Genomic DNA, 25,897 nt, shown 5'->3' on the forward strand with positions numbered 1-25,897 from the left:
GGGCCAGGTTGTCCATGGGACCCGGCGATTGATGTAGTCACGCTACTTTTATTGCTGCGTGACTAAGCCGAGTGAACGGAGACGCCTTGGACTTCAAGAATAAACTTGCCGCAAGCCTGCTGTTTGCGAGCATTGCCCTTCCAGCCTGCGCGGCGCCCGCCCCCGCCATCGACCACATGGAGCCCCCATTCTGGTGGGTCGGCATGCGCCACCACGAGCTGCAGCTGATGGCGCACGGCGAGCGCATCGCGGACCTGGAACCGCACATCGCCTACCCCGGCGTGCGCATTGCGTCGGTCACGCGGGTGGCCAACCGTAACTACGTGTTCATCAACCTCGTCATCGACGACAGCGCGGCGCCGGGCAGCTTCGATATCGAGTTCCAGGGTGCTCGCCGCAAGCTGCACCATGCGTACCGGCTGCTGGCGCGCGAGCCCGGTTCGGCCCAGCGCCAGGGCTTTTCGAGCCGCGATGCGATCTACCAGGTCATGCCCGACCGTTTTGCCAACGGCGACCCGCGCAACGACAGCGTCGCGGGCCTGGCCGACAAGCTCGATCGCGCGCTCGGGCACGGCCGCCACGGCGGCGACATCCAGGGCATCATCGACCATCTCGACTACATCGCCGGCCTGGGCTTCACCCAGCTGTGGCCAACGCCGCTGCTGGAAAGCGACGAGCCGGCGGCCTCGTACCACGGCTACGCCGCGACCGACCACTACCGCATCGACCCGCGCTACGGCAGCAATGACGACTACCTGCGCCTGTCGCGCGAGGCGCGCAAGCACGGCATCGGCCTGATCCAGGACGTGGTGCTGTCGCACATCGGCAGCGGCCACTGGTGGATGAAGGACCTGCCCACGCCCGACTGGGTCAACTACGGCGGCAAGTTCGTGCCCACCCACCACCACCGGGTGGCGGTGCAGGACAGGTATGCCGCGCGCGTGGATGCCGAGAACTTCACGCGCGGCTGGTTCGCGCCCGGCATGCCGGACCTGAACCAGACCAACCCGCTGGTGGCCAATTACCTCATCCAGAACAACATCTGGTGGATCGAGTACGCCGGGCTGTCGGGCCTGCGCATCGACACCTTCAGCTATTCGGACGGCCGCTTCCTGGCCGATTACACGCGCCGCCTGACCGACGAATACCCGCGCCTGAACATGGTGGGCGAGGAATGGAGCATGCTGCCACCCGTGGTCTCGCGCTGGCAGCGCGGCAAGGCCAACTTCGACGGCTACGCGAGCCACATGCCGAGCATGATGGACTTCCCGCTGGCCGAGGCGATGCGCAAGGCGCTGTCGGGCAAGGGTGAGGCCTGGAACACCTTCAACGACGTGTACGAGACGCTGTCGCTGGACTATCTCTACCCTGACCCGGGCAACCTGGTCCTCTTCGACGGCAACCACGACCTGGCGCGCCTGTACAGCGTGGTGGGCGAGGACTTCGACAAGTACAAGATGGACCTGGTGTTCGTGATGACGATGCCGCGCATCCCGCAGTTCTACACCGGCGACGAGATCCTGATGACCAGCACCGTGGGCCAGCGCGACGATTCGAGCTACCGGCGCGACTTCCCCGGTGGCTGGGCCGGCGACAAGGTGAATGCCTTCACGGGGACCGGGCTCACGCCGCGCCAGCGCGAAGCCCAGGAATTCGTGCGCAAGCTGGTCAAGTGGCGCAAGACGCAGTCCGTGATCCACCACGGGAAGCTGATGCACTACGGTCCCGAGGACGACGCCTACGTCTGGTTCCGCTACGACGATCACGACAAGGTGATGGTGGCCTTGAACGCCAGCGCCAAGGAAACCCGGCTGGCCACCAGCCGCTTCCAGGAGATGCTGCAGGGCGCGCCATCCGGTGTCGATGTCCTGACCGGCAAGACCTATGCGCTGGATACCGAACTGGTACTGCAGCCCCACGCCGCAATCATCCTGCAGATTGCGGGCACGCGATGAAGCGTCTTGCCGTCGCTGTCGCCGCGCTCTGCGCGCTGCCGCTGGGCGCGGCCGAGCGCCCGGGCATGGATGCGCTGTTCGACCAGATGGCGATCACCGTGCCGGCTGGCCAGCAGTCGCGCTTTGTGGCGGGCGACAACCTGGCCGGCTATTACGAAGGCTTCACGCACAGCCACGGCAAGGGCGAAGGCTACGTCTTCAAGAGCGGCACGATCTTCCGCGACTACACAAGCTTGGTTGGCGAGCGTGAAAACGACCGCGCGCGCGGGCAGGAGCAGGTGCTGCCCTACGGCCACCGTCTGCGCTTTAACAACGGCGCAACAGAAGAGATGGCGCTCCTGTCGAAGCAGCAGGCGCTTGCGATTACCGTCACAAGCCCGAGCGCGCAGGCACTGGGCGTGCAGCCGCTGCTGGCAACACGCGGCGCCGTGGAGATGCGCGACGGCGTGCTCGTCGTCGCGCCTGGCCCGGGCGCGACGCTGTTCATGGCCCTGGCGGCGGACCAGCCGTTCACCCATGACGATCGGCTGGTGCTGCGCACCACCGCTGCGGCACACCGCTTTACGGTCGTGGCCGCGTTTGCCGCCACCGCAGACGAGGCCGCAGGCAAGGCGCGCGCGCTCGCGCAGGGCGACCCGATCGGACTCGAAAAGGCCGCGCTCTACCAGATCCTCACCCGCAGTTGGCTGCAGACCAGCGACGCCGAGTACAACAAGGCGCTCAACTGGGCCAAAGCGGCGTCATATATGTTCGTGGTCGATGAATATGGCGCCGGCATCTGGGCCGGGCTGCCGTGGTTCCGCGAGAACTGGGGCCGCGACACCTTCATCGCCCTGCCTGGCACGCTGCTGGTCTCCGGCCAGTTCGACCAGGCGCGCGCGGTGCTCGCCAATTTCGCGCACTACCAGAACCTGGGCGAGCCGCGCGGGCGCGACTATGGCCGCATCCCCAACCGCGTGGGCCTGGGTGACATCATCTACAACACCGTGGACGGCACGCCATGGATGCTGCGCGAGGCGCTCGAATACGTGCGCTACACGGGCGACCGCGCATTCGCCGCGCAGATGCTCAAGCTGGCCGTGCCCTACTTCGACGGCGCCTTCGCCAATTACGTGGACAGCGACGGCCTGCTGCGCCACGATTCGGCCGACACCTGGATGGACGCGCGCATCGCGAACAAGCAGCCGTGGTCCGCACGCGGCCCGCGCGCGGTCGAGATCCAGGCGCTGTGGTACACCGCCCTGCAGGCAGGAGCATGGTTCGCGGCGCAAGCCGGGGACGAGCTACATGCGCGCGAGTGGAGTGCGCGCGCGGACCAGGCGCGCGCCAGCTTCCTGCGCCTGTTCTGGGACGGCCGCACGATGGCGGACCGCCTGCGCGAAGACGGCAGCCGCGACACCAAGCTGCGGCCCAACCAGCTGATGCTGGCCTCGATCCCGTTCGACGATTTCGTGCCGCGCGCCGTGCAGGCGCAGGTCACGCGCAATGCGGTCTCGCAGCTGCTCTACCCTTACGGGATCGCCTCGCTCAGCCAGGACGATCCCTACTTCCACCCGCGCCACGAGAATCCCGCATTCCACCACAAGGATGCCGCCTACCACCAGGGCACGGTGTGGGGCTGGAACGCGGGCTTCACCGTGACCGCGCTGAACAAATTCGGCTACCAGGACTTGTCATGGCGGCTGACGCAAAACCTGGGCGACCAGATCCTGCACCTCGGCACCCTTGGCAATATGAGCGAACTGCTGGACGCGCTGCCGCACGAGGGCGGCAGGCTCAAGCCGTCCGGCACGTTTGCGCAGTCGTGGAGCGTGGCCGAATACGCGCGCAACGCCTACCAGGACTATGTGGGTTTTCATCCGGACCTGGTGCAGGACGTGCTCGCGTTCTCGCCAGCGATTCCCGCCGCCTGGACCAGCTTTGCGGCCGTCCTGCCGTTTGGCCAGGGTGAATCGCTTGCCGTCGATTTCGACCGCAGGCATGGAGAACGCTGGACCTTCCGGCTCGATGGCAAGCTTGCGCGCAAGGTCCGCTTCGACTTGCTCCGTCCGGACAAGAGCCGTGCCGTCGTCGAGTTCACGCTCGCGCCAGGGAAGGCATCGACGCTCTTGGTCGCAAGCGGCCATGCCAGCATCGACGGCGCGCCGCTTGCTGCCGTCGTGGTACAGCCTTCTTACGCGGGCCTGATCGGCAACCTGCACTTCGTGAAACCGAAGGCCTACCGCCCCGAGGCATTCCCGATGCTGCGCGGGCGCGATGTCCTGAAGGGCATCGTCGAACGAAACGACTATCGCTAAGCTCATATGAAACCACTCCGCTGGCTGCTCGGCGCGGCCCTGATCCCCGCCGCGGTACTGGCCGCGGACGGCACGCCGCTCAAGAACGACATCTACATCCGCGGCGCCTTCAACGGCTGGGGCCTTGATAACGTGATGGCCTGGCGCGGCAACGGCATCTACGAGGCGGACATCCTCGTCAGCCCCGGCTACCACGCATTCAAGGTCGGCAGCCGCGACTGGGGCGCGGAGTGGGTGATCGACCCGGCCGCCAGCGTATCCGTGGAGCCGGGCAAGCCCTACCGCATGGACACCCATCCCGGCCCGGAGGACTACCTGTTCGTCAAGCAGACCTCGACCTGGCGCTTTACGGTGGACGTGTCCGATCCGGCCAGCACCGTGCTGCGTGTCGCGCGTGTCGAGGGTCCGGCACCGGTGAGTGCGGCCGATCCGCATGCCGGGCACCCGATTGTGTCGCTGGACTTTTCCACCTGGGACGGCAAGCGCGAGACCGCGCGCTTCTCAATCGATGACCCCGCCGCGCCACTGCGCACCTACACGCAATCGACCACCATGCAGCTGCGCGACCCCGGCCCGCAGCATGTGCGCTACCGCGAATCGGCCTCGCTGCCGCGCGTGCGCAGCGGGAACCTCGCCTTCGATGGCTTGTTCGCGCTGGCCGGCGCCGAAATGCTGCAGGACTCGGTGCACGAGATCAGGGATGGCAACTACAACGGCAACGCGCCGATCCCCTGCGAGTGCTTCGAGACCGGCGAGAAGTGGCACTACGTGTGGACGCGCGACCTGTCCTACGCGGCCGACCTGGGGCTCGCCATGCTCGACCCGCAGCGCGTGAGGAACTCGCTCGAATTCAAGCTCTCGGGTTGGCGACCGGGCGTGACGCTCGCGCCGCACCTTGCAGGCAGCAGCGATGGCCTGCAGGTCGTGCAGGACACCGGCAGCGGCGGCAGCTGGCCGGTCAGCACCGACCGCGTCACCTGGGCCTATGCCGCCGAAAAGGTGCTGCTCACCCTGCCCCCGGCAGAACGCGCCGCGTTTGCCCGTACAGCGCTCACGGCCCTGTCGAACACGATCGAGAACGACCGGCTGGCCGCGTTCGACAAGGCCACCGGCCTGTACACGGGCGAGGAGTCCTTCCTCGACTGGCGCGACCAGTCCTATGCCGCGTGGATTCCATCAGACCTGGCGTCGATGGCGAGCGCCAAGGCCCTGTCCACCAACGTGGGCCACTACAAAGCCTTGACCCTGGCGGCGCAACTGGCGCGCGAACAGGGCGAGATGGCGCGCGCCGGGCGGTACGAAAGCTGGGCGCGCGAACTGAAGCAATCCATCAACCGCAGGCTGTGGCTGGACGATGCGGGCATGTACAGCAGCTTGAGCGCCGGCCATTTCGACGGCGCGCCCATGCACAAGTTCGACTGGCTCGGCCAGGCGCTGGCAATCGACACCGGGGTGGCCGGCGCGGCCCGCGCGCGCAGCATCGTGGCCAGCTATCCGCACGGCCCGATGGGCGCGCCGGTCATCTGGCCCCAGCAGCAAGGCATGCCTGTCTATCACAACCGCGCGATCTGGCCGTTCGTCACCGCGTACGGGCTCAGGGCCGCGGCGCGCACCGGCAACGTGAGCGTGGCCGACGCAGCCTACGACACCCTGATGCGCGGCGCCGCCCTTAACCTGTCGAACATGGAGAACCTGGAGTGGCTGTCCGGCCAGCCGCTGCTGCTCGACGAACAGCACCCGTCGCTGATCGGGCCGGTCATCAGCTCCAGGCGGCAACTGTGGTCGGTCGGCGCCTACCTTGGCATGGTGATCGAGGACATATTCGGCGTTCACCTGGCCGCAAACGGCATCGAGATCAAGCCCTTCATCACGGCCCGGCTGCGGCGCGGCGCGTTCGGCCAGTCCAGCGTCGCCACGCTCGACAACCTGCGCCTGCAGGGCAAGGCGGTCGCAGTGCGCCTGCATCTTCCACGCGCCGAACAGGGCAACGGGTACTACCGCGTAGCGCGCATCATGCTCGACGGCCAACCGGCACGCACCGCCATCGCCTGGCAAGAACTGAAGGACGGCAGTACGATCGACATCGAACTGGGCGCGCTCGTCGCGGGTGACCAGTCAATCCGTCGGGTCAACGCGAACCCGTACGACGAAGATCGCGCCGTCTTTGGCCCGCGCGAGCCGCAGATCGCGCGCCTGGAACGCGCGCCGGCCGGCAAGCCGGTGCTCCACATCGCGGACGGCGGCAATGCCGATGCGCGCTACAACGTGTACCGGGACGGCAAGCTGGTGGCCGCCGGCATCAACAGCGGAGCATGGACCGACAATCACGCCGGCGCCACCGGCTGCTACGCGGTGGAAGCCGTGTATGAGGACGCGAACAACTACAGCCACCACGGCATCCCGCGCTGCATCGGCGCCGCCATCGAAGTGCCTGTCACCGATGCGCGGGTCTCGTCCAGCGTGCCGCTGGCCACGCCAAGCCAGCGCTTCCCGCAGCCGCACATCCAGGACTGGGGCAGGTTTGGCGACCGGTTCGCCGTCGATGCGATCCGTGTCGGGCAGGCCGGCCAATATGCGGTGCAGGTGCGATACCACAATAGCGCCAACCAAGTGAACCTGGGGATCAGCGGCGGCGTGAAATGGCTCGCGCTGAAGGACGCGAGCGGACAAGTCGTGGCCGAGGGTGTGGTGCAGCTGCCGCACGCGCGCATCGAGAAAGCGGATACGCCCACGGTGTATTCCACACCGATCGCCGCCACGCTCACGCCCGGCAGCTACCGGCTCGAGCTCTCGGACTTCTACAACATGAGCTACCTGCGCAGCAACAGCACCTTCAGCGCAGCCGGCGGCGTGGAGGGGCCGTCGAACCGGTTCGACATCTACGGCGTGCGCCTCTTGCGGGTGCGCTGAGCGGCGTCAGGCCAGTTCGGCGAGGTACAGGTTGGTGCCGGTGTCCTCCGGCGACTTGTACATGACGCGCTGGAAGCGCAGCCCGAGCTTTTGCAGCAGCTCGATCGACGCGGTGTTGGTGGGGCTTGTGATGCCGGCCAGCCGCCTGATCCCGAGGGCGCGCGCGTGCTCGACGGTGGCGCGCGCGGCCTCCAGCGCGTAGCCCCGGCCGCGGTACTCGGGCATGAAGGCGTAGCCGATGTCCACGTCTTCCAGGAAGTCGCGCTTGATCAGGCCGCACATGCCGATCCGCGTGCCGCTGTCCTTCAGTTCGACCATGTACATCGAGTGGCCGTGCCGCTCGTGCATCGCCACCGGACCGTCGGTGATGTAGTGGCGCGATTCTTCCATGGTGCGCACGCCGCGGTCGCCGATATGTTCGATGAACGCCGGATCGTTCAGCAGCGCGAGGTGGAAGGCGACGTCCGCCTCGTCCAGCGTGATGGTTCGCAGGCGAAGGCGTTCGGTTTCGGCGATGATCATGCGGGTCCTGTTCCTGGCCTGCGGCCACGTTCGTCAATACTGCGGGTTGGGCGATCTTAGCACCGCTACGGTTCAGCTGCCGAGCCGGAAATCCACCGCCTGCGGCCGACCGGGCAGGTGCAGGGCCGCCTGTGCGCGCGGCGCCTCTGCCACCACCACGCCGCGCCGCACCACGGCCCGGCGCGCTGCGCGCAGCCTGATTGCGTCCACCGTGCTGGCGGCGTCCAGCAGCACCAGGTCGGCGTGGCAGCCCGGCGCAATGCCGTAGTCCTCCAGGCCCAGGATGCGCGCCGGGGTTTCGGTCACGGCCAGGAAGCACTGGTGCATGGCCTCTTGCCCGGTCATCTGCGCCACATGCAGGCCCATATGCGCCACTTCGAGCATGTCGCCCGAGCCAAGTCCATACCACGGGTCCATCACGCAGTCATGGCCGAACGCGACCGGCACGCCGGCCGCCAGCAGCTCGGGCACGCGCGTCATGCCGCGCGGCTTGGGATAGCTGTCGTGGCGCCCTTGCAGGGTGATGTTGATGAGCGGGTTGGCGATCGCCGCCACGCCCGATTCGGCCAGCAGCGGCAACAGCTTGCTCACGTAGTAGTTGTCCATCGAATGCATCGAGGTCAGGTGGGAGCCGGCCACCCTGCCCTGCAATCCCAGCCGCTGCGTCTCGAACGCCAGCGTCTCGATGTGGCGCGACAGCGGGTCGTCGGTCTCGTCGCAATGCATGTCCACGCGCAGCCCTTGGCTGGCCGCGAACTCGCACAGCAGGCGCACCGACTCGGCGCCTTGCGCCATGGTGCGCTCGAAGTGCGGGATGCCGCCCACCACGTCCACACCCATCGCAATGGCGCGCTTGAGATTGTCGAATGCGCGCGGGCTCCTCAGCAGCCCGTCCTGGGGGAACGCGACCAGCTGCAGGTCGAGGTAAGGCGCGACCCGCCTGCGCACGTCGAGCAGCGCTTCCACCGCCAGCAGCCGGTCGTCGCACACGTCCACGTGGCTGCGGATCGCCAGCAGCCCGCGCGCCACGGCCCAGTCGCAGTAGCGCAGCGCACGTTCGACCAGCGCATCCTGCGTCAGCTGCGGCTTGAGCTCGCCCCACAAGGCGATCCCCTCGAGCAGCGTCCCCGATGCGTTCACGCGCGGCTGGCCATAGCTCAGGGTCGAATCCATGTGGAAGTGGGCGTCCACGGACGGCGGCGTGACCAGGTCGCCGCCGGCGTCGATCTCGCGCGCGCCTTGCACCGGCAGGCTTGGCGCGACCGCGACGATGCGCGCGCCGTCGATGGCGATGTCGATGCCGCGCCGCCCGTCGGGCAGGGCGGCATTGCGGATCACGAGCTGCATGGTTGTCCCCTGGTTGAGCTGGTTGCTCCATTGTAACCGTGCGCCACACCGTTTCAATGCCGACAATAATTTGCCCAACGCAAGTAAGATGCTGCAATGCGAGATTTTGCGACGAAAACGCTACAAAATGCGCTTTTCAACCCCGACAAACGCCGATACACTAGACAATATTGCAGCGCGTCATAACTCCAAGAGGATCACATGAATGCTTTTTCTGAACAGTTGTCCGCAGCACGCAAGGGCCAGTTCGACGCCCAGCTCGAGTTCACCCGCTCCCTGACCGCCCAGGCATTTGCCACCGCCGAGCAGGTGCTGGCCCTGAACATCAGCACCTCGCGCGCCCAGGTCGAGCGCACCGCCTCCACCCTGCGCCGGCTGTTGTCGATCAGCGACCCGCGCGACCTGTTCACGCTAGGCTCGACCACCCAGGACCAGCTGTCGTCGATGCTGGAGTACGGCCGCGAACTGTTCAACATCGTGACGGACGCGCGCCTGAACCTGTCGCGCAGCGCCGGCGAAATGCCCGCGCCGCAGCCGGAGACAGAGCAGGCCGCTGCCCCTGCCGCCCCCGCCGAGCCGCAGCAGACGGCGCCGAGCAAGCCGGTGGCCGTTGCCGACAGCCAGGCCGCCGCCGAACTGCCGGCCAAGGCCAAGCCGATCGCCAAGGCCGTGCGCAAGGTCGCCGGCAAGCGCGGTGCGGCCAAGCCGTCCGCCTCGCCCATCGCCATCGAAGCGGTGCTCGACCCGAAGCCGCAGGTGGAGGCCGGCGCCGCCGTGGTCCACCTGAAGCCGGCCACCGCGCGCAAGGCGCGCAAGAAGTAATTGCCAAGGCGGCCTGCGCGGCCGGTGCAAAGATAGTAAATTAGCGGGCTTCGGCCCGCTTTCGTTTTTGGGCCACCCGGACAAGGACAACGATTAATGAGTCTCGCACAGCTGGTCGGCGGCTTCGTACGCCGGCACTGGCAAAGTTATGTTTCGTCCGCGGTGATGCTGGTCGCCGTGGCAGTGTGCACCGCCTGGATTCCGCGCAAGGTCGGGTTGATGATCGACGGCCTGGCGGCGCAGCGCATGTCGCGCCACGACCTGCTGATCGAGCTCGCACAGCTGGTTGCGCTGGGCGTGGCCATCTACGTGCTGCGCGTCGGCTGGCGCACCCGCCTGTATTCGGCGGCCTACCAGCTGGGCGTGGAGCTGCGCACCAAGCTGTATGAACGGCTGGCCGCGCAGGCGCCGTCGTTCTACCAGCGCCAGCGCACCGGCGACCTGATGGCGCTGGCCACCAACGACATCGACGCGATCGAGCAGGCCGCCGGTGAAGCGATGCTGGCCGGTTTCGACGGCACGCTCACGCTGGTGACGGTGCTGGGCATCATGGCGCTGGGCGTGGACTGGCGCCTCACGCTGGTGGCGCTGATTCCGTTCCCGTTCATGGCGCTCGCGTTCTGGCGCATCACGGGGCGCATCTACGTGGTCTCGGACGACGCGCTCAAGCGCTTTGCGCACATGAACGACCACGTGCAGGAAAGCCTTGCCGGCGTGCGCAACCTGCGCGCGCTGGGGCTGGAGCAGCGCAGCGCGCGCCAGTTCGCAGAACTGGCCGGCCGCGCGGCACAGGCCAGCCTGGACAACCAGAAGTGGGAGGCGGCCTACGAGCCCGCGGTGGGCCTGACCCTGGGCGCGGCCAGCACGCTCACGCTGGGCGTTGGCGGCTACCTGGTGTGGAACAACCAGCTGACCATCGGCGCGCTGACCAGCTTCACGATGTACCTCGGGCAGCTGATCTGGCCCATGTTCGCGGCCGGCTGGGTCCTGTCGCTGGTGGCGCAGGGCCGGGCCGGGCTCGCGCGGCTGCAGCCGATGCTCGACGCGCCGCTGGCGGTGGCCGACGATGGCACGGGCACCCGGGTCGAGCGCGGCACGCTGGCGCTGCGCGGCGTGCGCTTTGCCTACCACGAGGGCGACAAGCCGGCGCTGGACAACGTGTCGCTGGCGCTGGAACCGGGCATGACGCTGGGCCTGGTCGGCCCGACCGGTTCCGGCAAGTCCACCCTGCTGCGGGTGCTGCTGCGCCAGGCCGAGCCGCAAGCGGGCACGGTCACCTGGGACGGCCGCGCGCTGGCCGGCTATCGCCTGTCCGCGTTGCGCGCGTCGATCGCCTGGGTGCCGCAGGAGTCGTTCCTGTTCTCGGCCAGCATCGCCGAGAACATCGCTTTGGCGCGGCCGGGCGCATCGCGCGCCGAGATCGAACATGCAGCCGACATGGCCGCGATCCACGACGACATCCTGCGCTTCCCGCAGGGCTACGACACGCCGGTGGGGGAGAAAGGGATCACGCTCTCGGGCGGCCAGCGCCAGCGCGTGGCGATCGCGCGCGCCCTGCTGGCCGACAGTTCGCTCCTGCTGCTGGACGATGCGCTGTCAGCCGTGGACACCGGGACCGAAACACGCATCCTCGAACACCTGGCCGAAGTACGCCGCACGCGCCCCGAGCTGGCCGCGATCATCGCCAGCCACCGCCTGTCGGGCGTGGCCAATGCCGACTTCATCGTGGTGCTGAAGGACGGGCGCATCGCCGAATCGGGCACCCACGACGAACTGCTCGCGCAAGACGGTTGGTACGCCAGCCAGTGGCGCTACCAACAACTGGAGGCCAGCCTGGATGCAACCTGAAACTTCCCGCACCGATATCCGCAACCAGGCCCGGCAAGCCTTTGGCCTGCTGCGCCGCGCCGCCCACCCCGACCGCAAGCACCTGGCCTGGGCGATCCTGTGGCTGGTGGTGGCGGCCGGGCTCGAGGTGCTCGGCCCACTGCTGGGCAAAAAGCTGATCGACGATCACCTGCTGCCGCACCGCGCCGACTGGCCGCGCATGGCCATGCTGCTGGCGGGTGTGCTGGTCTTCAGCTGGAGCGCCTCGTGGCTGCGCTACCTGCAGCTGGTGCGCCTGTCGGGACTGGCAATGCGCTCGGTCCAGCGCCTGCGCGAATGGGTGTTCGGCCACGTGCTGCGCCTGCCGATGGCGTTCTTCGACCACGCCATCACCGGCCAGCTGGTCAGCCGCGTCACCAACGACACCGAGGCGGTCAAGCGGCTGTACATCCAGGCGCTGTTCGTGATCCTGGACAGCGGCATCGTTTTGCTCGGCACCACCGCCGCCATGGCCTGGCTCGACTGGCGCCTGATGCTGATCGTGCTCGCGCTGGTGCCGGCGGTGCTGTTCATCGTGTGGTTGTACCAACGCCTGTCCGCGCCCGCCGTGACGCGCGCGCGCGCCCTGCGCAGCGACATCAACGGCCAGATGGCCGAGTCGATCGGCGGCATGAGCGTGCTCCAGGCGAACAACGCCGCGCGGCGTTTTGGCCAGCGCTTTGCCAACACCAATGCCGCCCACTACAAGGCCCGGGTGGCCGAGCTGCGCGCCAACGCGCTGCTGCTGCGCCCCGCGCTCGACCTGCTCAACGTGATACTGCTGGCAGTGGTGATCTACAGCTTCGGCCAGCGCGCAATGAGCTCGGTCGAAGTCGGCGTGCTGTACGCGTTCATCAGCTACATCACCCGCGTGGTGGAGCCGCTGATCCAGATTACGATGCAGTTCAGCAGCCTGCAGCAGGCAATCGTGGCCGCCTCGCGCGTGAACGCCCTGCTGGCAGAACCCGAGGCGACCGAGCACACCGCCGGGCGGGCGGCCGGCGCACCGCAGCGCGTGGCTAGGCCAGACGCGCCGGCGGTACGCGTGCGCGGCCTGAACTTCGCCTATGTGCCGGGGCAGCCGGTGCTGCATGACCTGTCGCTGGAGATCCCGCAAGGCGCTTTTGTCGGCGTCGTCGGCCATACCGGCAGCGGCAAATCGACCCTGCTGTCGCTGCTGCTGCGCTACTACACCCCGGCCAGCGGCAGCATCGAGATCGGCGGCGAGCCGCTGGCCGCCATCAGCAACGAGCGCTTTCGCGCCGAGGTCGGGCTGGTGCCGCAGGACCCGTTCCTGCTGGCTGCCTCCGCGCGCGAAAACATCGACATGGGCCGCGGCCTGCCGCAGGAACGCATCGAGGAAGCGGCGCGCGCAGCGCACGCCCACGACTTCATCGCCGCGCTCGAACAGGGCTACGACACGCCGCTGGGCGAAAGCGGCTCGCGCCTGTCCACCGGCCAGAAGCAGCTGGTGGCGATCGCCCGCGCGCTGGCCGGCAGCCCGCGCATCCTGCTGCTGGACGAAGCCACCTCGCACATCGACAGCCAGACCGAGCAGGTTGTGCAGGAGGAGCTGGACGAACTGCGCGGGCGGGTCACGGTGATCGCGATTGCGCACCGGCTGTCCACGATCCGCAGCGCCGACCGCATCATCGTCCTCAACCACGGCCGCATCGCCGAAAGCGGCACCCACGAAGAGCTGATGCGCATCGACGGCGGGCTGTACCAGCGGCTGTACCAGCTCCAGCAGCTCGCTGCCTGAGCCGGTTCCGGGACGTCGTGTTGTGACTACAAAGTTTGTATTTTTTTGTATTTACCCACAAAAATATGAATTTCCTCTCTGCAACGATTATATAATTTGAGCAGGTGCCCTCGCGACCGGGGCCACCGGTCACGTTCTCGAGGGAGTTATGCCGGCAGCTTCGACAACCCGACGGTCCCGCCGCTACAGCACCAGCCTGGTCGCCTCCTTGTGCCTCGTCGCGGCGATTGCCAGCGCCCAGCCATCCGTGCCGCTGGCGGACCGGCTTGCCGAGATTGCGGAACTGAACCAATACGTCCCTGAACGGGCGCTGCCCATGCTGCAGGCGCTGGAGCAGGAAACGCAGGCCGCCGGCGGGGCCGACCGCGCCGAGTTCCTGTCGCAGCTGTGCATCGCCTACCGCAAGCTGGGCAACTTCGACCGCGCCAACAGTTCCTGCGACGAGCTCATTGCCTTCGGCCGCTCGCAGCGCGATGACGTGGCGCTGGCCAAGGGCCTGCTCGACAAGGGCGACATCGCCTTCATCCGCGGCGAACTGCCCGAATCGCACAAGCTGATCTGGGAAGGCGAGAAGATTGCCGCCCGCAGCAACAACGCGGAACTGCGCATCAAGGCGCTGCTCACTTCGGGCGATGCGTTCGCCGAAGAGGGCAACTTCCCGCTCGCGCTGGAGCACAAGCAGACGGCGGCCTCGATCGCGCGCAGCTCCGGCAACCAGGCCATGCTGGCGCGGGCGCTGAACCAGCTGGTGGAGCTGTACATCGACCTGCATGAGTACGACAAGGGCTTCGCCGCGCTGGAGGAAGCCTATGACGCGGCGGAGCAGACCCAATCGGTCGGGCGCATCGCGCTGCTCAAGCGCAGCGAATACGCGCTGGCGCGCGACAGCGGCCAGCTCAAGCGCGCGCGCGAGGCGCTCCTGGCCTCGCTGACCGGGCTGCGCAAGCTCGGCGCCAAGGCGCTGATCGCCGGCACGCTCGGCAACCTCGCCGACAGCTACCTCAAGCTCAAGGATTACGACAACGCGGCCCTGTACGCGGCCAAGGCCCTGGAGGCCGGCCGCGCGCTGAACAATACGTGGATCACGGCGGTCGCGCACATCAACATGGGCGAGGCCCAGATCGGCAAGGGCCGCATCGGCGAAGGCAAGCGCCTTGCCGAAGAAGGCCTGGCGATGATCGAAAAGGCCGGCGACAAGCCGTCCCTGCAGATGGCGCTCCTGGAGTATGGCCAGACGCTGGAGTCGGCGGGCGACATGGCCGGTGCGATCAAGGCCTACCACCGCGAACGCGACCTGTCCAACGAGCTGTTCGAGAAGCGGCGCCAGAAGCAGATGTTCGAGCTGCAGGCCAAGTACGACACCGACAAGAAGCAGCAACAGATCGAGCTCCTCAAGCGCGAGAACCAGGTCAAGTCGGCGGAGCTCGACAACCGGCGACTGCAGCAGCGCGTGTGGTGGCTGCTCGCACTGGTGTTCGCGCTGTCCTCGGTCATCGTCGGCATCCTGTACCGCAAGGTGCGCAGCGCCAACGCCAAGCTCGAGGAAAAGAACCTGGAGCTCAAGCAGCAGAGCGTGCGCGACCCGCTCACGGGCCTGTACAACCGGCGCCACTTCCAGGAATACATGCGCAGCTACCAGCCGCTCGAAAAGCGCGGCGTCGGCACCTCGGGCGAGGAACTGGTGGGCGCGCTGTTCCTGCTCGACGTGGACCAGTTCAAGCACATCAACGACAGCTGCGGCCATGCCGCGGGCGACTCGGTCCTGCGTGCGATCGCCGACTGCCTGCGCGAGATCCTGCGCGAAACCGACATGATCGTGCGCTGGGGCGGCGAGGAATTCCTGGCCTTCCTGCCGGCGATTCCGCGCAGCGGGCTCGATGAGGTGGCGCGCAGGCTGCTGGCAGGGATCTCGTCGAACAACATCGAGTACCAGGGCAAGCCGCTGTCGGCCAACGTATCGATCGGTTTTGCGCCGTTCCCGCTGGCGCCGATGGGCGAGCCGCTGTCGTGGGAGCGTGCCGTCAACCTGGTGGACATGGCGCTCTACCTGGCCAAGGCGCACGGCCGCAACCGCGCGTATGGCGTGCGTGGCTTCAGCAACTTCGAGCAGACCTCGATCGAGGAAGTCGAGCAGGACCTGGAACGGGCATGGCGCTCCGAATTCGTGGACCTGTCGATCGTGCTGGGCGGCGAGTGGCCCGAGCTGCGCGCGGCCGGTTGACGACAACGACGTAAGGTGGGCTCCCGAGCCCACGCGCGCGCACGTAGCACCTGTCTGACCGCGTGGGCTCGAGAGCCCACCCTACGCGATGGCGGCCGCCTGCTACTTTTCGGCGTCCCCGGTCGCGTCCTTCAGTTTGTCCCTTGCCTCGTCCGCGGACTGCGTGATCGCCTGGGCAGCCTGGCTGGCCTGGTCGATTGGTTTGTGCAGCGCCTGCGCCGCCTTGGCCCCGGCGTCGTCCGCCGTGTTGGCGGGCGGCTGCGCCGGCGCCGCGTCGTGGCGGCTGCAGCCGGCGGCAAGCGCGCACAGAACCAACGCTCCGATCGTCGCTTTCATGTCCATCTCCCTGTTGGTGGCTTGTGCGCACAAGCATACACCGGGCCGGGCGCGGCGGGAAAAGCCCTTCCGGCGCAACGTATAATGGAAGGTCTATCAGGACCGCCTCCCATGACCACCCAGATTTCACCCGACCTGCCTGCCCACGCCATCGACGCGGCCCAAGCGCACGTGCGCGACATCGTGCGCATCGCCGTCGAGCATGGCCCCGGCCACGCCGCGCTGGTCGTCTTCGACACCCGCACCGGCCTTGCGCGCGCCCTCACCGATGCCTACCGCCGCAACCTGCCCGGCGCGACCTTCATCGACTTCGACACCGCCGGCGCCGACGAAGTGCTGGCCGCGTTCAGGCGCATGACGCCGAAGGACCTGGTGGTGCTGGTCCAGTCCACCAATTTCAGGCTCGAGGCGTTCCGCATTCGCGTCGAGCTGTTCAAGCTGGGGCTGAAGGTGATCGAGCACGTGCACCTTTCGCGCATGCCTGGGCCGCAGGCCGAACATTACATCGAGGCGCTGGCTTACGACCCGGCGTACTTCCGCGGGGTGGGCAAGGCGCTCAAGGCGCGCATCGATGTGGCTCCCTACGGCCGTGTGGTCGGCGGCGACGCGGAACTGGTATTCGCCTCGCCCTTCGAGCCGGCCAAGCTCAACGTGGGCGACTACAGCGACATGCACAATGTCGGCGGCCAGTTCCCGATCGGCGAAGTGTTCACCGAGGCGCGCGACCTGGAGGCGGTCAGCGGCACGGTGCTGGTGCATGTGTTCGGCGACACCTCCTATCGTTCGAACCGGCCGGACAAGCCGATCACGATGGTGGTCGAGCGCGGGCGCGTGGTTGACGCGATCGACGCCACGCCAGAGTTCCAGGAAGTGCTGGACATCATCCGGCGCGACGAGGGCGAGGTGTGGGTGCGTGAGCTTGGCTTCGGCCTGAACCGCGCCTTCACGCGCGAGCGGCGGGTGGACGACATCGGCACCTACGAGCGCATGTGCGGCATCCACCTGTCGCTGGGCGCCAAGCACGGCGTGTATCCCAAGCCCGGCTTCAAGCGCAAGGACGCGCGCTACCATATCGACGTGTTCGCGGTGACGGACGCGGTGTACCTGGGCGAGGAGCGCGTGTACGAGAACGGGGCCTGGACGGTATAAGGCGGGCGGCGAATGCAACTCGAAGTAGCCGTCACATAACTACCGAGAATTCATATCCTGTGTCAAATATGGAACATGGTGCGGCGCGCCATGCCCCATGTATCAGCTTTGTTACATTCTCAAGGACAATTGCCGAAAAGCTCAGCTTAGAATCATTTTTTCCTTTTTCTCCGACAAAGACAGGGTAAATATGATGCGTTTGCCGATCGGCCTAGCTGCGCTGTGCCTTTCCATGTCCGCGATTGCGGCTGACCCTCCGTCCAGCGGATTCGACGACAAGTTCCGCCAGCTCGACGAACTGCTCCCGACGCCGACCACGATCCGCACCGCGTCCGGCGCGCCGGGCCGCGCCTACTGGCAGCAGCGCGCGGACTATTCGATCCGCGCATCGCTGGACGAGGCCAAGCGCGCGATCACCGGCGCCGAGACGATCACGTATCACAACAACTCGCCCGACACCCTGAACTACCTGTGGGTGCAGCTCGACCAGAACATCTACAAGCCGAACTCCGACTCGCGCACCACCGCCACGGTCGCCTCCAAGGACGCATGGGGCAAGCCGCGCGGTCCGGAAGACGGCATGAAGTTCGATTCGATGCGCTCGATGCTGGAAGCGCGCCTGTTCGACGGCGGCTTCAACATCAAGAGCGTCAAGGACGCCAGCGGCCGTCCGCTCCACTACGTCATCAACCGCACCATGATGCGCATTGACCTGCCGCAGCCGGTCAAGCCGGGCGCCAAGGTCGCGTTCTCGATCGAGTGGAGCTACAACATCAACGAGCAGAAGGTGCTCGGCGGCCGCTCGGGCTACGAGAAGTTCGATGACAAGAACGACCTGTTCGAGGTCGCCCAGTGGTTCCCGCGCATGGCGGCCTATTACGACGTGATGGGCTGGCAGCACAAGCAGTTCCTGGGCACCGGCGAATTCACGCTGGAGTTCGGCGACTACGACGTGGAAGTGACCGTCCCGGCCGACCACGTCGTCGCCTCGACCGGCGAGCTGCAGAATCCGGACGCGGTCCTGTCCACCGCCCAGCGCGAGCGCCTGGCGCAAGCGCGCACGGCGAAAAAGCCGGTTGTCATCGTGACCCAGGCCGAAGCCGAGGCAAAAGAGAAGGTTCGCGCATCCGGCACCAAGACCTGGCACTTCAAGGCCAAGAACGTGCGCGACTTCGCCTGGGCGTCGAGCCGCAAGTTCATCTGGGACGCGCAGGGCTTCAAGAAGGATGGCGCCAACGTGCTGGCCATGTCGTTCTACCCGAAGGAAGGCAACCCGCTGTGGGGCCAGTACTCGACGGCTGCGATCATCCACACCATCAACGAGTACAACAAGTATTCGTTCGACTACCCGTACCCGATCGCCATTTCGGTGAACGGCCCGGTGGGCGGCATGGAATACCCGATGATCTCGTTTAACGGCCCGCGCCCGACCAAGGACAAGAAGACTGGCGAGATCACCTACTCCAAGCGCACCAAGTACGGCCTGATCGGCGTGATCATCCACGAGGTGGGCCACAACTACTTCCCGATGATCGTCAACTCCGACGAGCGCCAGTGGACCTGGATGGACGAAGGCCTGAACAGCTTCGTGCAGTACCTGGCCGAGCAGGCCTGGGAAGAGAATTACCCGATCTCGCGCGGCGAACCGCGCCAGATCGTGGACTACATGAAGAGCGCCGGCCAGCAGCCGATCATGACCAACTCCGAGTCGATCTCGGCACTGGGCCCGAACGCGTACGCCAAGCCGACCGCGGCCCTGATCGTGCTGCGCGAGACCGTGCTGGGCCGCGAGCTGTTCGATTTCGCCTTCCGCGAATACGCGCAGCGCTGGAAGTTCAAGCGCCCGACCCCGGCCGACTTCTTCCGCACCATGGAAGACGCCTCGGGCACGGACCTCGACTGGTTCTGGCGCGGCTGGTTCTACACCACCGACCACGTGGACGTGAGCGTGGACGGCATCAGCGAGTACCAGATCAGCAGCAAGGATCCGGAAATCGAGAAGAAGTGGAAGAAGGCGCAGCACGACCAGGAGCCGATCTCGATCACCGACCAGCGCAACAAGGGCACGCTGCCGCGCTACGTGGACGGCAAGCCCGAGCTGAAGGACTTCTACAACGAGCATGACGACTTCACCGTCACCAACCACGACCGCAACAAGTATGCCGAAGCCATGGCAGGCCTGGAGGACTGGGAAAAGGCGCTGCTCAAGGAAGGCAAGCACATGTACCTGGTGGACTTCACCAATGTGGGCGGCCTCGTGAGCCCGCTGGTGCTGGAGATCACGCTTGCCAGCGGCAAGAAGTATGTGGAGCGTGTGCCGGCCGAAGTCTGGCGCCACAACCCGAAGAAGATCACCAAGCTGGTCATCACCGACGAGCCGATGGTGAGCCTGACCCAGGACCCGTACTGGGAAACCGCCGACACCGACGTGAGCAACAACGCGTGGCCGCGCAAGGTGATGCCGTCGCGCCTGGAGCTGTTCAAGTCGCAGCAGCGCGGCATGGGCGAGGACATGATGAAGGACTTCAACGAGAAGCTGAAGCCTGCCAAGGCCGACGACGCCAAGAAGGCCGAGTAAGTCCGTAGGGTGGGCTCTCGAGCCCACGCGGTGATACCCGTCGCGTAATACGGCGTGGGCTCGTGAGCCCACCCTACGAGTTACACCGGCAGCTTTGCGAAAAGCTGCCGTTTTTCCATCTACAGAACCCAGACCATGACACGCCTGCACGCCAGCTTCGCAGCCCTGTCCCTGCTCGCCGCGTTCGCCGCATCGGCCCAGCAGTTCGACGACAAGTTCCGCCAGCTCGACGAACTGCTGCCCACGCCCACCGACACCCGCACCGCCTCTGGCGCACCCGGCCACGCGTACTGGCAGCAGCGCGCCGACTACACCATTCGCGCAACGCTGGACGAAGCCAAGCGCGCGATCAGCGGCACCGAGACGATCACCTACCGCAACAACTCGCCGGACACGCTCTCTTACCTCTGGGTGCAGCTGGACCAGAACATGTTCGCGGCCGACTCGGATAACCGCACGATCATCAGCTACCCGTCGCGCGAGGCGTGGGCGACGGGCCGTACGGGCCAGGGCGGCCTGCAATTCGACGCGGCGCGCTTCATCTTTGCCAGCCGCGCCTTCGACGGCGGCTTCAAGATCGCGAGCGTGACCGACACCGACGGCAAGCCGCTGCGCTACGTGATCAACAAGACCATGATGCGCATCGACCTGCCGCAGCCGATGAAGCCGGGCGCGCGCTACGCGTTCAAGATGGCGTGGCGCTTCAACCTACCCGAGAACATCGTGCTGGGCCGGCGCATGGGCTTCGAGCGCTTTGACAAGGAAGACAAGAACGACTTGTTCGAGATCGCGCAGTGGTATCCGCGCATGGCGGCGTACTACGACGCACACGGCTGGCAGAACAAGCAGTACCTGGGCGACGGCGAGTTCACGCTTGAATTCGGCGACTACGACGTGGAACTGACGGTCCCGTCCGACCACATCGTTGCCGCCACCGGCGTGCTGCAGAACCCGCAGGACGTGCTGAGCGCCGTGCAGCGCAAGCGCCTGGAGCAGGCGCGCACCGCCACCAAACCGGTGGTGATCGTGTCGCAAGCCGAGGCCGAGGCTGCCGAAAAGGGGCGCGCCACCACAACCAGGACCTGGCGCTTCAAGGCGGCCAACGTGCGCGACTTTGCCTTTGCAACGAGCCGCAAGTTCATCTGGGATGCGCAGGGCTTCAAGAGCGGCGGCACCGACGTGATGGCGATGTCGTTCTATCCGAAGGAAGCCAATCCGCTGTGGGAGAAGTACTCGACGCCGGCGATCATCCACACCATCGACAGCTACAGCAAGTACACCTTCGACTACCCCTACCCTGTGGCGATCTCGGTCAACGGGCCGGTGGGCGGCATGGAGTACCCGATGATCTCGTTTAACGGCGGGCGTCCGACCAAGGACAAGAAGACCGGGCAGCTGACGTATTCGAAGCGCACCAAGTACGGCCTGATCAGCGTGATCATCCACGAGGTCGGCCACAACTACTTCCCGATGATCGTCAATTCGGACGAGCGCCAGTGGACCTGGATGGACGAGGGCATCAACACCTTCATGCAGTTCCTGGCCGAGCAGGCGTGGGAAGAAAACTATCCGTCCAGCCGCGGCGAAGCGCGCGCGATCGTGGACTACATGAAGAGCCGCGGCCAGACGCCGATCATGACCAACTCCGAATCGGTGCTCTCGCGCGGGAACAATGCCTACGCCAAGCCGGCCACCGCGCTCAACGTGCTGCGCGAAACGGTGCTTGGCCGCGAGCTGTTCGACTTTGCCTTCCGCGAGTACGCGCAGCGCTGGAAATTCAAGCGCCCCACCCCTGCGGACTTCTTCCGCACAATGGAGGACGCGTCGGGCACGGACCTCGACTGGTTCTGGCGCGGCTGGTTTTACGGCACGCAGCCAGTTGACGTGAGCGTGGACGGCATCAGCGAGTACCAGATCAGTTCCAAGGACCCGGAAATCGAGAAGAAGTGGAAGAAGGCGCAGCACGACCAGGAACCGATCTCGATCACCGACCAGCGCAACAAGGGCACGCTGTCGCGCTACGTGGACGGCAAGCCAGGGCTGAAGGACTTCTACAACGAGCACGACGACTTCACCGTGACCAACCACGACCGCAACAAGTACAATGAAACGGTCGCGGGGCTGGAAGACTGGGAGAAGGCGCTGCTCAAGGAAGGCAAGCACCTGTACCTGGTCGATTTCACCAACGTCGGCGGGCTGGTAACGCCGCTGGTGCTGGAGATCACGCTCGCCAGCGGCAAGAAGTACATCGAGCGCGTGCCGGCCGAAGTCTGGCGCCACAACCCCAAGAAGATCACCAAGCTGGTCATCACTGACGAACCCATGGTAGGCCTGACCCAGGACCCGTATCTGGAGACCGCCGACGTCGACACCAGCAACAACGCATGGCCGCGCAAGCTGATGCCCTCGCGGCTGGAGCTGTTCAAGGCCAAGCGCGAGCAGGACGACATGATGAAGGACTTTAACGAGCCGCTGAAAAACATCGGCGAAACGAAGGCAGCAGAATGAAGCATTACGGTAGGGTGGGCACTTGTGCCCACGCGTTCATCACGCGGCGATGCGCGACTGTACGGCGTGCGCTGGTCGCGTGGGCTCAGGAGCCCACCCTACGAAAAGCGGTGGCGTTCGTGCTGTTCTCGGCTGCGGTGAGCGCACAAGCCCACAACTTCCACGCCGGGATCACCGACATCAGCTTCAACGCGCGCACCGGCAGCACCGAGGTGGTACACACCTACATGGCGCACGATGTGGAGGCGCTGCTGGCCAACATGTACCAGCGCCAGTTCGACCTGTCGCAACCGGATGACCAGGAAGTGCTGCGCAAGTACATCGAGCGCCAGTTCTGGCTGCAGGGCCAGGACCAGCGCAAGCTGCCGCTGCGCTGGGTCGGCGTGACGGCCGACGCGCTGAGCGTGATGATCTACCAGGAAGCCGAGCAGACGCCGCTATCGAAAGCCGCGCTGGTGCACGACGAGGTGATGACCGACTTCCTGCCGGACCAGGTCAACACGGTCAACATCAACGAGAACGGCGGCGTGCGCACACTGAACTTCGACAGCAAGACCGCCGACCGGCCGTTGCGCTGACCGCCCGCAGCAATGCCCCTGCTTCGTCCACTGCCCTTTGCGCTGGCCGCGCTGTTCATGCATGCGGCCTGCCACGCGGACGACTTCGTGATCCAGCGCGTGCTGGTCGAGGGTGCCCGCGCAAGCCAGCTTGGCGTCCTCGATGCCGCCAGCAGCGGCAGCATTGGCGCCAGGGAGCTCGAGCAGCGCATCGCCTACCGCCCCGGCGAACTGCTGGAGGCGGCGCCGGGCCTGATGGTGAGCCAGCATAGCGGCGAAGGCAAGGCCAACCAGTTCTACCTGCGCGGATTTAACCTTGACCACGGCACCGACCTGGCCACCTGGGTCGATGGCATGCCGGTCAACCAGCGCAGCCACGCGCACGGCCAGGGCTGGACCGACCTGAATTTCCTGATCCCCGAGATCACCACGCGCCTGGATTACGCCAAAGGGCCGTACTCGGCGCGGCAAGGCGATTTCGCTTCCGCCGGCAGCGCCTCGATCACCTACGCCAACCGGCTGGTGCAGGACGTGGCGACCGTGACGCTGGGCCAGGACGGCTTCGTGCGCACCACGCTGGCCGGTTCGCCGCAGCTGGCGGGCGGCAGCCTGCTGTACGCGCTGGAACTGCTGCACAACGACGGCCCGTTCACGCACCCGGACGATTACCGCAAGGCCAACGGCGTGCTGCGCTACAGCCGCGGCTACGCCAACAACGGCTGGAGCGTGACGGCCATGGCCTACCACGGCAGCTGGAACGCCACCGACCAGGTTCCGCAGCGCGCAGTGGACGCGGGAACGCTCGGCCGCTTCGATGCGCTCGACCCCACCGACGGCGGTGCCGCCCGGCGCCTGAGCCTGTCGGGCAACTGGCGCCGCACTGCCGCCGATACCGCATCGAGAGTGAGCGCTTACCTGATCCGCAACCAGCTCGACCTGTACTCGAATTTCACCTACTTCTTGAGCGACCCGGTGAACGGCGACCAGTTCAGCCAGCCGGACCGGCGCGTGACCAGCGGCATGGATGCCATGCACACCTGGCATGTGCATCGCGGCGAGACCAGCAGCTCCAGCCTGACGCTGGGGCTGCAGGCGCAGAACGACAACGTCTTCAACGGCTTGTACAGCACCGGCGCGCGCCAGCGCCTGTCCGCCACGCGCGAAGACCACGTGGTCGAGGGCAGCCTTGGCCTGTACGTCGAGAGCGCAACGCGGTGGAACGAACGCTGGCGCACCACGCTTGGCCTGCGCGCGGACGCATACCGCTTCGACGTGCGCAGCAGCCTGGCGCAGAACTCCGGGCGCGCCAGCGCGCGTCTCGCCAGCCCGTCGCTCTCCATCGCGTACGCGCCGTGGAACTCGACCGAGTTCTACGCCAATATCGGGAACGGCTTTCACAGCAACGACGCACGCGGCACCGTGGCCTCCATGGATCCGAAGACCATGGAGGCAGTCGGCCGCGCGCCCGGCCTGGTGCGCTCGCACGGCGCCGAGCTGGGCCTGCGCACCGAAGCGGTTCCAAAAATGCAGACCACGCTGTCGCTGTACCGGCTGGACTTCGATTCCGAGCTCACCTTCGTCGGCGACGAGGGCACGACCGAGGCGGGGCGTCCGAGCCGGCGAGTCGGCATCGAGTTTTCGAACTACTACAAGCCGCTCAAGTGGCTGTCGCTCGACCTGGACGCGGCCTTTGCGCACGCGCGCTCGCGCGGCTACGACCCGGCCGGCAGCCATCTTCCAGGCGCGGTCGAAGGCGTCGGCCAGCTGGCGCTCACGGTGGACCGGCTCGGCCCGTGGTCGGGCGCCCTGCGGCTGCGCTACTTCGGGCCGCGCCCGCTGGTCGAGGACAACAGCGTGCGCTCACGCGCGAGCATGACGCTGGGCGCGCGCGCCGGCTACCGCATCGACAAGGCGACCCGTCTCGAGATTGAAGGCTTCAACCTCGCCAACCGGCAGGATTCGGCGGTCGAGTACTACTACCTCTCGCGCCTGCGCAGCGAAAGCGCCGCACGCGGCGACGTGCATTTCCACCCGATCGAGCCGCGTTCGCTGCGCATCACGCTGACCAGGAATTGGTAGGCACCGAACGGCCTGGTTTGAAAAGTGCTACGCTATTTTGCATGAGCACTTCAGCACAACCGTTTACACCACTACCGCGCATCGCCGAGGCGCTGCGCACCCAGGGCTACGCGCTCGTCCGTCCCGAGGACGTGGCCGCGCTGGCCGGCTGCACAGTTGACGAACTGGACGCGCTGGCGCCGAGCTGGAACCGGCTCGCGCCGGACAAGTACCTGCGCGACGGCGGCCACTACCGGCAGCGGCGCCACTCCTGCTTCGTCGAACGGCAGGGCGTGCTGGAGCAAGCGCCGCACCGGGCGCACTGGCAGCCGGTCGAGTACAACGCGCTGCACGGCGGGATGCACCGGCTGTTCGAGCCGGTCGAGCCGGCCACCGTCGCGCACAACGCTTGGCAGCGCCTGCTGCGCGCGCTGGGCGAGGTCTGTTCGAGCGTGAAGGGGCGACAGCCGTGGTTCATCGAGGCGCACCAGTTCCGCATCGATACCGCCGAAGGCATTGGCCGGCCCACGCCTGAAGGCGCGCACCGTGACGGCGTCGATTTCGTCGCGGTGATCCTGGTTGAGCGCCACAACGTCAAGGGCGGCGAAACGCGCGTGTTCGAGGCCAACGGCCCGGACGGCAAGCGGTTTACCATGCTCGAGCCGTGGACCATGCTGCTGCTGGACGACGAGGCGGTGATACACGAGTCCACGCCGATCCAGCCAACCGGGGACAACGGGCATCGCGATACGCTGGTGCTGACCTATCGGGCGGGGGCGTTCCAGGGCGACGACGCCTGACAGGCGCACCACATTGGTGCAAATTCCAAGGTAGGGTGGGCTCTTGAGCCCACGCGAGGTGACGCGTCGCGTGATCAACCGCGTGGGCTCAAGAGCCCACCCTACTCGAAGCACGCGCAAAAAAACGCCCGCGAGGCCTGGGAGGCGGCGGGCGAGAATCCAGGTTTTCGGAGAAAACTGGAGGAGACGTACACAATATAGTCCGATTT

16 protein-coding genes are annotated in these 25,897 nt (G+C 66.5%); 13 read left to right on the plus strand and 3 right to left on the minus strand.

Annotation, left to right across the window (positions count from 1 at the left end; all coding sequences use genetic code 11):
• The first annotated feature begins 86 nt into the window (after positions 1-86).
• Genes NX774_RS06575 through NX774_RS06585 form a run of 3 tightly spaced genes read left to right on the plus strand, consistent with a single transcriptional unit; the run spans position 87 to position 7,162 of the window.
• The gene (locus NX774_RS06575) at positions 87-1,955 is read left to right on the plus strand and encodes a glycoside hydrolase family 13 protein (protein WP_258821349.1); all 1,869 of its coding nucleotides are present in this window, start codon (positions 87-89) and stop codon (positions 1,953-1,955) included.
• Positions 1,952-4,252: an amylo-alpha-1,6-glucosidase gene (locus NX774_RS06580; protein WP_258821350.1), complete on the plus strand. Its 2,301-nt coding sequence runs from the start codon at positions 1,952-1,954 to the stop codon at positions 4,250-4,252. The genes NX774_RS06575 and NX774_RS06580 overlap by 4 nt, the downstream gene beginning before the upstream one ends.
• Positions 4,253-4,258: 6 nt before the next feature.
• Positions 4,259-7,162, plus strand: coding sequence for an MGH1-like glycoside hydrolase domain-containing protein (locus NX774_RS06585; RefSeq protein ID WP_258821351.1), 2,904 nt, complete (start codon positions 4,259-4,261; stop codon positions 7,160-7,162).
• 6 nt (positions 7,163-7,168) lie between these two features.
• Here NX774_RS06585 and NX774_RS06590 read toward each other — a convergent pair whose 3' ends face one another.
• Together NX774_RS06590 and NX774_RS06595 are read right to left on the minus strand one after the other, a co-directional pair.
• Positions 7,169-7,684: a GNAT family N-acetyltransferase gene (locus tag NX774_RS06590; protein WP_258821352.1), complete on the minus strand. Its 516-nt coding sequence runs from the start codon at positions 7,682-7,684 to the stop codon at positions 7,169-7,171.
• A 72-nt stretch (positions 7,685-7,756) separates the two neighbouring features.
• Positions 7,757-9,031, minus strand: coding sequence for an amidohydrolase family protein (locus tag NX774_RS06595; RefSeq protein WP_258821353.1), 1,275 nt, complete (start codon positions 9,029-9,031; stop codon positions 7,757-7,759).
• Positions 9,032-9,232: 201 nt separating this feature from the next.
• Here NX774_RS06595 and NX774_RS06600 point away from each other — a divergent pair, with 201 nt between their 5' ends.
• The 4 genes from NX774_RS06600 to NX774_RS06615 all read left to right on the plus strand — a co-directional run bounded on the left by NX774_RS06600 (position 9,233) and on the right by NX774_RS06615 (position 15,702).
• Positions 9,233-9,853 (plus strand): phasin family protein, encoded by a 621-nt coding sequence (locus NX774_RS06600; protein WP_258821354.1) that lies wholly within the window; start codon positions 9,233-9,235, stop codon positions 9,851-9,853.
• A gap of 96 nt (positions 9,854-9,949) precedes the next feature.
• The gene (locus NX774_RS06605; protein WP_258821355.1) at positions 9,950-11,701 is read left to right on the plus strand and encodes an ABC transporter ATP-binding protein; all 1,752 of its coding nucleotides are present in this window, start codon (positions 9,950-9,952) and stop codon (positions 11,699-11,701) included.
• On the plus strand, positions 11,691-13,481 hold the full coding sequence (locus NX774_RS06610; protein ID WP_258821356.1) for an ABC transporter ATP-binding protein: 1,791 nt from the start codon (positions 11,691-11,693) through the stop codon (positions 13,479-13,481). Before NX774_RS06605 ends, NX774_RS06610 begins: the two co-directional genes overlap by 11 nt.
• Before the next feature lie 148 nt (positions 13,482-13,629).
• On the plus strand, positions 13,630-15,702 hold the full coding sequence (locus NX774_RS06615; protein ID WP_258821357.1) for a diguanylate cyclase: 2,073 nt from the start codon (positions 13,630-13,632) through the stop codon (positions 15,700-15,702).
• Positions 15,703-15,804: 102 nt separating this feature from the next.
• Here NX774_RS06615 and NX774_RS06620 read toward each other — a convergent pair whose 3' ends face one another.
• On the minus strand, positions 15,805-16,038 hold the full coding sequence (locus NX774_RS06620) for a hypothetical protein (RefSeq protein WP_258821358.1): 234 nt from the start codon (positions 16,036-16,038) through the stop codon (positions 15,805-15,807).
• A 111-nt stretch (positions 16,039-16,149) separates the two neighbouring features.
• On the opposite strand from NX774_RS06620, the gene NX774_RS06625 reads away from it, so the two are divergent.
• The 6 genes from NX774_RS06625 to NX774_RS06650 all read left to right on the plus strand — a co-directional run bounded on the left by NX774_RS06625 (position 16,150) and on the right by NX774_RS06650 (position 25,688).
• The gene (locus NX774_RS06625) at positions 16,150-17,187 is read left to right on the plus strand and encodes a M29 family metallopeptidase (RefSeq protein ID WP_258821359.1); all 1,038 of its coding nucleotides are present in this window, start codon (positions 16,150-16,152) and stop codon (positions 17,185-17,187) included.
• A 193-nt stretch (positions 17,188-17,380) separates the two neighbouring features.
• The gene (locus NX774_RS06630) at positions 17,381-19,765 is read left to right on the plus strand and encodes a M1 family metallopeptidase (RefSeq protein ID WP_258821455.1); all 2,385 of its coding nucleotides are present in this window, start codon (positions 17,381-17,383) and stop codon (positions 19,763-19,765) included.
• 135 nt (positions 19,766-19,900) lie between these two features.
• The gene (locus NX774_RS06635) at positions 19,901-22,273 is read left to right on the plus strand and encodes a M1 family metallopeptidase (RefSeq protein WP_258821360.1); all 2,373 of its coding nucleotides are present in this window, start codon (positions 19,901-19,903) and stop codon (positions 22,271-22,273) included.
• Positions 22,274-22,383: 110 nt separating this feature from the next.
• Positions 22,384-22,851 carry a DUF6702 family protein gene (locus tag NX774_RS06640; RefSeq protein WP_258821361.1) on the plus strand — a complete coding sequence of 156 codons (468 nt, stop codon included), beginning with the start codon at positions 22,384-22,386 and terminating at the stop codon, positions 22,849-22,851.
• 12 nt (positions 22,852-22,863) lie between these two features.
• The gene (locus tag NX774_RS06645; RefSeq protein ID WP_258821362.1) at positions 22,864-24,909 is read left to right on the plus strand and encodes a TonB-dependent receptor; all 2,046 of its coding nucleotides are present in this window, start codon (positions 22,864-22,866) and stop codon (positions 24,907-24,909) included.
• Between the two features lie 41 nt (positions 24,910-24,950).
• Positions 24,951-25,688: a 2OG-Fe dioxygenase family protein gene (locus NX774_RS06650; protein WP_258821363.1), complete on the plus strand. Its 738-nt coding sequence runs from the start codon at positions 24,951-24,953 to the stop codon at positions 25,686-25,688.
• Positions 25,689-25,897: the final 209 nt, after the last annotated feature.

Source organism: Massilia agilis (assembly GCF_024756255.1).
Lineage (GTDB): Bacteria > Pseudomonadota > Gammaproteobacteria > Burkholderiales > Burkholderiaceae_D > Telluria > Telluria agilis.